At 56.8% G+C, this 8,454-nt stretch carries 4 protein-coding genes; 2 read left to right on the top strand and 2 right to left on the bottom strand.

Translation table 11 applies throughout. From position 1 onward, the window contains the following. The coding region (locus tag JNN07_21940) for a chitobiase/beta-hexosaminidase C-terminal domain-containing protein (protein ID MBL9170413.1) at positions 1-1,316 on the top strand (1,316 nt) is incomplete at its 5' end. Between the two features lie 903 nt (positions 1,317-2,219). Here the strand turns inward: JNN07_21940 and JNN07_21935 are convergent. Then, a complete protein-coding gene (locus JNN07_21935) occupies positions 2,220-5,168 on the bottom strand; it encodes a relaxase domain-containing protein (GenBank protein MBL9170412.1) in 2,949 nt (982 codons plus the stop codon). 107 nt (positions 5,169-5,275) lie between these two features. Next, a complete protein-coding gene (locus tag JNN07_21930) occupies positions 5,276-7,507 on the bottom strand; it encodes a hypothetical protein (GenBank protein MBL9170411.1) in 2,232 nt (743 codons plus the stop codon). Between the two features lie 288 nt (positions 7,508-7,795). On the opposite strand from JNN07_21930, the gene JNN07_21925 reads away from it, so the two are divergent. Next, positions 7,796-8,056, top strand: a complete 261-nt coding sequence (locus tag JNN07_21925) for a hypothetical protein (GenBank protein MBL9170410.1) — start codon at positions 7,796-7,798, stop codon at positions 8,054-8,056. Positions 8,057-8,454 lie beyond the last annotated feature (398 nt).

Here is an 8,454-nt window from a genome sequence, read left to right as displayed (position 1 = left end):
CGACCTTTGCCACGGGCGACGAGCGTCTACCACTCGGCCACGTCGTCAGCGGGGTAGTCTCGAACTTGTTCTGGAAGCCGGGCAGCGTGCTGATTCTTCGCTGGTTCAATGACTGGGGCGGGAGCGTGTCAAGAACGGAGCAGCTAATGTCCGTGGATGACCTACGCTTCGAGGCAATCCCTTCTCCGGAGCCGATGTTTTTCGCCGAGGGCAAAGTGGTGTTAGAATCCGCGGTCACAAATCGTGGCCCGGCGCTCGTCTCCATGGAAACCGCTTACCCTGGCGGCGTCATCCTTTACACTCTCGATGGCTCGGAGCCGGGGCTGGCGTCACGACTCTATACAGGCCCGGTTGCAATCGCCAGGACGTCCAAACTACGCGCCATCGCCTTCAATACGGCCTTCTCAGAATCGCGACAAAGCCGGGTTCTAAAGGTGGTGATACTGCCTGCCTTGAGCGCGGATACTCTTGGCGGAGGCCTGCTCTCCGTGGAACCGCCCTCCGGAGGTTATCGGGGAGACCACACTGCTTCCGTGAGCGCAACGCCGCTTCCAGGCTGGGACTTCCTGCATTGGCTTGGCGATGCTGATGGAACGAACCGGGAGGCGGTTGTAGCGATGACATTCGACCGAAACCTTAGGGCGATCTTCGGCACTCAGCTTTCTACTCACACTCTGGGAGCTGGCTCCGTCGATCGCTTCCCGGCGGCGCTCTGGACTCCCTACGGGGCAAGCGTGCGTCTTTCAGCCGTGCCCGCACCGGGAAATTACTTCGCGTTCTGGAGCGGTGCGGCGGTCGGGACGGACACTCGCATTTCTCTCAGTGTGACCAGCGCCGCGCCCAGCATAACGGCCGTCTTTCAACCGCTACCCACGGGGCAGGTTTCTTTGACGATCTCTGAGACTGGGCTTGGGCGGGTTGAGTTGAACGCGAGCGGGAGTCGATTTGCTGCGGGCAGGCGTTTGCGGCTTACGGCAATCCCGGCCCCGGGGCAGACTTTCCTGGGTTGGGGTGGCGGTGCCACCGGCTCGGATTTAGTTCTTGAAACCGTGATGGATGCCAGCAAGCACATCGTGGCCGCTTTCACCCAGCTCCCGACTCTCGGCATCTCGAGTCCTCTGAGCGGCATCACCCCCGAAGGATTTCGATTCACGATTTTCGGGGTGCCTGGTGATGTTTACGCGGTCGGCGGCTTTCGTCTTCCAGGCGAGTGGGGGGTTCTCGGACTTATCACGAACCGCTATGGCGTCGAGCAGTGGCGGGATTCTGCTTCCAGACGTATGGGGTATCGGTTTTATGGAATGAGATCTCCGTAGACTAGCCTCCTCATTTCAAGGCGGGAACTTCCTTTGCAGCCCAAAGCGCGGGCACTCAACGGTTAACGAAAAACTGGATATACACGCGACCACCCAGTCGGGCGGATCCCGTAGTGTCCGAGAACTCGAACGAAGGCAGATGGTTGAAATTCCGTGAGTTGCGAAAGTGTCCTGAGGGCATGGTTCGAGGGGATAAGCTCCTCACATCCCCTCAATGGGACGACGATTTATCGATTTTAGCATCGTCGTTTTGCTTTACTGACCGGGTCAGTTGGCACCAGCAATTCATCCGCGGCCTCTGAGGCTGGGAATCTTCGTTTGCCTCATCGGAGACTTGGCGTGACCAACGTGTGTGCTGACCGGCGACGAGGCTTTTGCTCATTTCGCTCAAGCCTGCTCTGCCTGTCTTCACCCTCGCTCGTCACTCCAGGGTGAAAGCACCTCAAGGTGCGGCGCTTCCGTTGCGAGATTGCTCGGTCGCTACGCCGTTTCCTCAGCCCCCTCAGCCCCTGCTTCGGAAAGGGTAGTCTCCCTCCCAACGTCCCAACCGAAGCAGCGGAAGGGACACATCCGTGTCCGGGAGGTTCGACTGCTTATTCTCCCTCAGCAGGCGGTTTGCTTCCATGGTCCGCTTCCCGTGATGAGGCTCCATCCATATCGATCCGGCGGACCGCTATTTGACGGATTGTCGGTTGTGCGTCTTCCGACGGTCGACCGTTTGAGTGAATCGTTACCGCCAAGTGGGCGAGATCCCTTCGCTGGAGGGCGGATTCGATCTTGCGGAGGCAGGTCCCGGCCACGATGACCTCGTGGGTGACGAATGATAACTGGAGCTCCTGGGCGTCGGCATGACTGACCAGTTCAGAAAAGAGGAGGTGCTCGAAGGGGAGTAGGACGGATTGATCAGCGGAGACCTCGACTTTGAGTGCGTGGGCGTTCGGGTCGGTGGACCAGCATTCGGGTGGTTTGGTGAGCATGGCTTTGCTTGATGATTGGTTTGATTTGTTTGCTGCTCTGTCGTCGCCTCGATTTGATACGGATGTAGAGATTCGCGGCGCGGTGGCCGAAGCGATCCAAATAACTGCGCAATCGGCCCCATACCCCGTAGCGGAGCGTGTGGCGGGGTGAGGAAGAGCCGATGGAGTAGGTCGGGAGAAGATCCATCGCCAGCGGACTGTGGCCGGAACGGGCGACAGCTTCACGGAGGCACTCCTTGTCGGGGGTGAAGATGCGGACGCCTTTACGACCCCGGCTGATGCTGACGTACCACTGCTGTGCATTGGTTGCGACCTGGACCGCCGAGTCGGAGAAAAGGACGTAATCCACGGTTTTACCTTGCGATCCGTAGGAGGTGATGGCGTAGCCAGGAACAAATTCCCGGAAGGACGGATCGAGGATTCGACCGTCGGTGAGTTTGATTTGTCCGCTCTCCGATCGGACTTGCTTAACGGTCACCAACTCGCCGTTGGTGACCTTGGCTCCGGATCCGAGCTTTCGATTGGCTTTGAGGTGAAGCCGGTCGCCCTCGGCGATGGGTAGTTCCCGAGGCACACATACGGTCAGACGGGAGAGGAGGCGATTCTGGATCGTGAGGAGTTTTCCTTCGACTTCTACGATCACCCCGGCGTTGACGACACCTTGAAGCTTTCCGGTCTGGCCTGGAGCGCAGCCCATGACTTGCTGGTTGAATAGAATGACGGCCCCGGAGGGATAGAAGCGCTGGTCGCGCTTTTGGGCATTGGTGAGGTCCAACCTATCTAGAGTCTGGATCGGATGGTCCTGCTGCCCAATCAGACCTTTGGCCTTAAGTGACTCTCGGATCTTGGTATTGAGCCGGTCGACTTCACTCCAAGTCTGCGAGACGACCACGGCGGAAGCTTTCTGCTCGGCGAGCTGGAGGTATTCTTCCGCAAGGGCGTCAGATTGTGTGCCTAGCCGACAGGGTGTCACGAACCCCGCCGCCTCCAACTTGGTGAACGACTCGGCCAAACGTCCATCGGCTGCAGCTTCGACGGCTTGGCGATAGTCTCGAATCTGACGTCTTTCCTCCAGGGTCTTTCCTCGAGCCGGATCCTGGCGTCGGATGGTATGGAGCTCGACGGCGTGGATTCCGGAATGTTTCTCGATGGCCACTAGGGCGTCGGAGGTTTCCACTGGCCCGTGTTGGCGTGTATCCCCCGACAAGATCAGGCGGGCGTGCTTCCCCTTGGCACAGCGTAGTAGCTCGACCATTTGTTGCCCTCCGATCTGGCCCGCTTCGTCTACCACGATCACTCCTCCTGAGGAGATCTCCCGCTTCTGAAGAAAACTGGTTACCGTTAGGGGTGACGGAAAACCTGCGGCCTCCATGTCGACGACCTGTTGGCGTTGGGGAGCGAGGACGATGACTTCCCGACCGGCCTGTTGGACCTGCTTCACCAATTCCCCAAGGACAAAGCTCTTCCCGGTCCCAGCGCCCCCTCGGAACACGGACACCTGGTTGATGGAGGAAAGCAAACCCTTCAGAGCCTGGTGTTGCTCAGCATCCAGACGTGGGTCGATCACGCTCGGGGACGGCACCAGCGGCTGAGCCTCTCCAATGCCGTCCCGGACCGTCTTGACGATCTCTAGCTCGCGAAGAAGGACTTCCCGTAGGGTCACTTCATGCGGTCGATCCGGATTCCGAACGTACCCGCGAGCCCGAGTGTAGGCCTTTAGATCCTGTAACGTGAGTTGTTCACCTCGAGCGCGGCCCAGGGTTTCTTGCCAGATCTGACATTCCATCACGACCGAGTGACGGTCGAAGAGGTGCTCCTCCGCCCACGAGACCGCCTCCTGTAGAACTTTCTTATTGTTGCCGCTTGGTTCCGCCTCCTTCTGACCCTGGCGCAACTCTGCCAAAGATTTGCGTTCATGATCGCTCATTTGCCCATCCCATAGAGCCCGCAGTTCGGTGGACGAGAACTCGCGCTGCTTACGCGCACGTTCGACCGTCGCCAGATCGGCTCGAAGCTGACGCAGGTTCGCGGTGGCTAGCTCTGGTTTCTCCTGCAGGAGTTTCTCCAAAGCCGCATCGATTTGAGCATCGCGCTTGGAAAACCGATCACAGAGCTCTTTGGAGACTCCGGCCACATGAAAATCCCCCTCGATCCGGTTTTGTATCTGGTAGCCGAAACCTTTGAGCTCCTTGGCCAACTCGTGATAATAGGCATTCTCAGCGAACTTGCGCGCTTGGAGGAGTCCATGATTCTGCAGGGCCTTCCATCGACCTTCCACTGGATCATAGGTGGCGTTGAAGACGATGCAGTGCGTGTGGAGGTGGGGATCCAGGGCTCGGGAGGTGTCATGTGTGAACAGGGCAGCCACGAAGTTCTCGGTGGCACGATCACCGTGCCGTTTACCCGTGCGAATTCGCGTCCCGGCGAACGCTTCGAACTCCTTCAGTGCGAGGCGGACTGCCTCTGCGTGAGCCTGGGCCACTCGCTCGTCGCCAGCAGCCAGCGCGATGATGGATACCGACTTTGGGGGTGAGAAAGTGAAATCGAAGAAGATCCGCCGGTTCGGTATCCGTTGACCGTCCTCGGTTCGGGTCGTGTTCAGTCGTTGGGTGAGCGGATCCGCTGTGCTAGGGTGTTCGTTCTCGCACAACCGTAGGAATTCATCCCGACTGATACGGCCGGCCAGACCCAAGCGCTCTGCACCGATCCCAAACCATTCCCCAGCAACACGTTGTCCCTGATCATAATAGTCTCCGACGCTGAGGTGCTCCTCGAAATACCCCTGGGCGTTCTTGAGGCTGTATTGAGTCTTTGCAGTGACCATCTGGCGATTGTAGTTCCCCAAGTGAACGGTGGGGGCGTAGCACATACGCATTCTTGGCACCTCCGAGCTTCGAGGATAGGTGAATCCGCTGCTGCTGGTTTTCGAAGCGAACCCCGTTCCTAGGAGTGGGCGGTCCGGATCTGTGGCGAGGTTCAGTCTCAACAAGGTGGGGAAGGGCTAAGCTCTTGCGCCAGTCCGCTTGCTGCCATTCCTTGAAGCTCAGGGCAATGGAAGTACGCGCCAAGATACGGGTAGACTCTTTCGCCGGCGGAATATGTGATCACCAGTATGCGTAGAACATCGTTCTCGCGCACCGATCGTTCGATTCGATCTTGAACCAGTTCACGCACCTGCTCCTGGGATCTCATTTTGATGGCGAGAAAGACGATAGCAGTTCTGCGGAAAGTCGGTCCAATGACCATCACACAGGTATTCTGATGCTCCTGGTGCCAGTTATTGCGTACATCCTTGGTAACCCTCTTGCAGAGTCGCTCGAATTCTCGTTGCCGCTCGTAACCAACAGACAAGAGGACATGCGCTGCTTCGATCCATCCGGGAAATTTTCTCTGTTCGAATTTCGCAAGAATGTCATGCCACCACTGAACGAGACGTGGTGAGGGTTTGGGGGCGTTGATTCCTCTTTCTTTGGCCATGAAATAGGGATTGAGTCTTTGGCCTAGATCAGGAATCACAAACCGCTGGCCTGAATCCCCTTCCACTTCACCAAAATCAAAGCTAGTCATGAGATACAATGCCAGCATGGCATTTTCGCTGGCCAGGATGTGGTTGGAAGACGTGATTTCGGGCCTCCTATTCAAGTAGTGTGAAGCGATCGCTGGTTCGTTCAGAAGCTCGAAAATGTTCTCTAAGTCGTGCAATGGAATGGTTGGTACGATTGGGGTAGAAGCTGCCAATAGACCCGATTCATTCAGTAAGCGCCGTTCCACCCCTAACTGACCCACATAATCGAGCGTGATATTGACGGATGTTGTCCGAATCACTTGACGTAAATCGATCTGATGTAAGCGACCGGTGGCATCCTGCAGTTGGAATACTCCCTTACTGGCTAGGAGAAAGTCCGCAAAGCGTCGACCTTGAACTGCGGCGTCCCCTATGAGTTTGCCAAGATCTGTCTTCATGGCCGCAGGATCGCCCCGTTGGGCTCGAGGACGAACGCGGCCGGATTTGCACTCGAAGACAAGCACATGCGTGTCGATCATCGCCAGGACATCGTTTTCGTAATCTCTACCGTCTGAGCCTTTCCATCGTAAGCCCCTCCAAATTTTGGCTTGTGGGAAGGCCTTCCGAACGACCGCCTCCGTTTGTTTCTCCAGGTAAGCGGGACGCACGTCCTGGACGTATCGATTCGTGAGTTCCGGGTGCTTGTGGAGGAGTTGCTCTAGGATTTCTAAGCCGAAGGATGGAACCGAGCCTACGAACGGGCAGTAGTAGCAATCACCTCCGGCGTCTATCAAAGGTTTTGTCCACACGGGATTGTCGAGAAGCAGCTTCTCAGGATCAGCTCCCTCTAGTGCGCCGAAGGGTAGGCTGATCGTCTTCAGTAAAGAGCGCACCGTCTCCGAAGAAACTCGGGGTTGCAGTAGTTGCGCGAGGTCAGACTCGGTGAACCAGAATAAGCGGAAATTGCGACTATCTAGCCAGTCTACCACTGCGGCTCGGACGGCGCGAAGATCTGACGCAAAGGCTCCCATTTCCTTTCTTACCTCGTCTGCTGGACACTCGATCAGGGTTGCGAATGCCTTGATGACGCGGTTTGCAGTAGGCTGACCGACGATTTTACGACGTAACATTAGCTCGTCATTTACTCGCCTCTCCACCGAGTCCAATAACGCCCAAAGAAATGTGGCAACCTCTGATAGCGAAACGCCCTCTAGGTCCTTAAAACCCTTGTCCAGTGGCTGAAAAAGTTGCAGGTGGAGACGGCGTAACTGAGAGCCATACCCTTCATTTCTAACAAACGCTGTGTGGTGTCGAATCGTCTCTGAGGCGACTTCAATCGACTCAGGTGGTCGCCCCGTCGGTAGCCGCATGAGAGCGCAAGACTCCTCGGCTGTGTTCAGACTGTGGTTGGCTACGGCCAGTTGTTGCGGGGTAGGGCAAGTGGTCATGCTGTGCTCGACCGCCGACACAGAGACTCGTAATGTCAGAGCCTGCAGCCATTCTACTGCGCTTTGGGATGCCGGAGTATAGTTGCTGCCGTCCTTAGTGTCCTGTAGATGCAGCTGATCGTAGTACGCAAAGTGTGCCAGGAGCTGCAATGGGTTTACCGAACCCACAAGGTTCACCAGTCTATGGACACTGTCTTGGAAGTCCTTCCTTGCACCCTCTTTCAGCGAAGCGAGTGCTGAGATCCGGCCATCGACTTTCATGCCAATGAACGGGTTCGCTGTTGTGACAAAGTCAGCACGAAGTTGAGTTCGTCTAGTTTTGTTGTCCGCAGTGCGCTTGGTCCTCGAGCTCGCCATGCCGCTTCTTAAGTTATAGAGCCCACACAAGCACGCCCTTTTTCCGTCACTCCTTCCGTGGCTCCGTAATCGTTTTGAGTTTCAGGCATCCTCACGCTCACCGACTCTTAGTGCTTTGTTGTATACGGGGATCTCATGCAGTTCGCGTATGGCATACGCACTGCACTACCAAATCTCTGCTGAACTCGACCCATGAGTTCGCCAACATCCCGCGAAGTTGAGACAGCGGTCGCAGTCTTGAAAGAGTTTCTCCAGCACTTGGAGACGGAGTTCGATCCAGCCTTCAAACGATCTCACGGCAACACACCCATTGATCCAGAGATCAAACGCCAACGTGATTCCTTCTTCAATCAGTTCAATTCGGCCGAGGAAACCCTCGGGGGATTGCGCAAGTGGGCCGACACCCTTCGGCAAAACCAAATCATGAATCGATCCCATGGAATACGACATTAATACAGTGCAAGCCTTACCCCTTCCTCACGGAAGGATTTGGTGGTTCTGGCGCTGCTGCAACTCATCCTTGTCCACGCAATCGCTTTGGGTATATCTCCAGCTCCGATTCCGATCCTGGAGACTCTCTCGCTCCAACTCTCGCTCAACTCCGACGCCGCCACGGTGCCTCCCACGGTCTGCCGTGGGTACGGGCTGCCCTTCACTCCGGCTCCGGCCTCGGCGCAGAGCACGGTATTCTCAGGGAGTCGCTCACTAGTGTGCTCATGAGTTTCCAGTATGACTTCATTTGATCCCAATCGTTTCCACGCGGTGGTCGAGCAGTTCGCCCCGCCACCGCGCCACAGGTTTCATGCTTTGCTCCCCGCCAAAGACATGATCGCTGAGCTCCGGCGCAAGGG

This window comes from Verrucomicrobiales bacterium (assembly GCA_016793885.1).
Lineage (GTDB): Bacteria > Verrucomicrobiota > Verrucomicrobiia > Limisphaerales > UBA11320 > UBA11320.
The sequence above is the reverse complement of the archived record's forward strand: the minus strand, read 5'-3'. Positions and strand labels throughout refer to the sequence as shown.

What these genes read in the sequence shown, in the direction of transcription:
- JNN07_21925 (MBL9170410.1), top strand. Translation starts at nt 7,796, where the DNA reads ATGAGTTCGCCAACATCCCGCGAAGTTGAGACAGCGGTCGCAGTCTTG.
- JNN07_21930 (MBL9170411.1), bottom strand. Translation starts at nt 7,507, where the DNA reads ATGAAAGTCGATGGCCGGATCTCAGCACTCGCTTCGCTGAAAGAGGGT.
- JNN07_21935 (MBL9170412.1), bottom strand. Translation starts at nt 5,168, where the DNA reads ATGCGTATGTGCTACGCCCCCACCGTTCACTTGGGGAACTACAATCGC.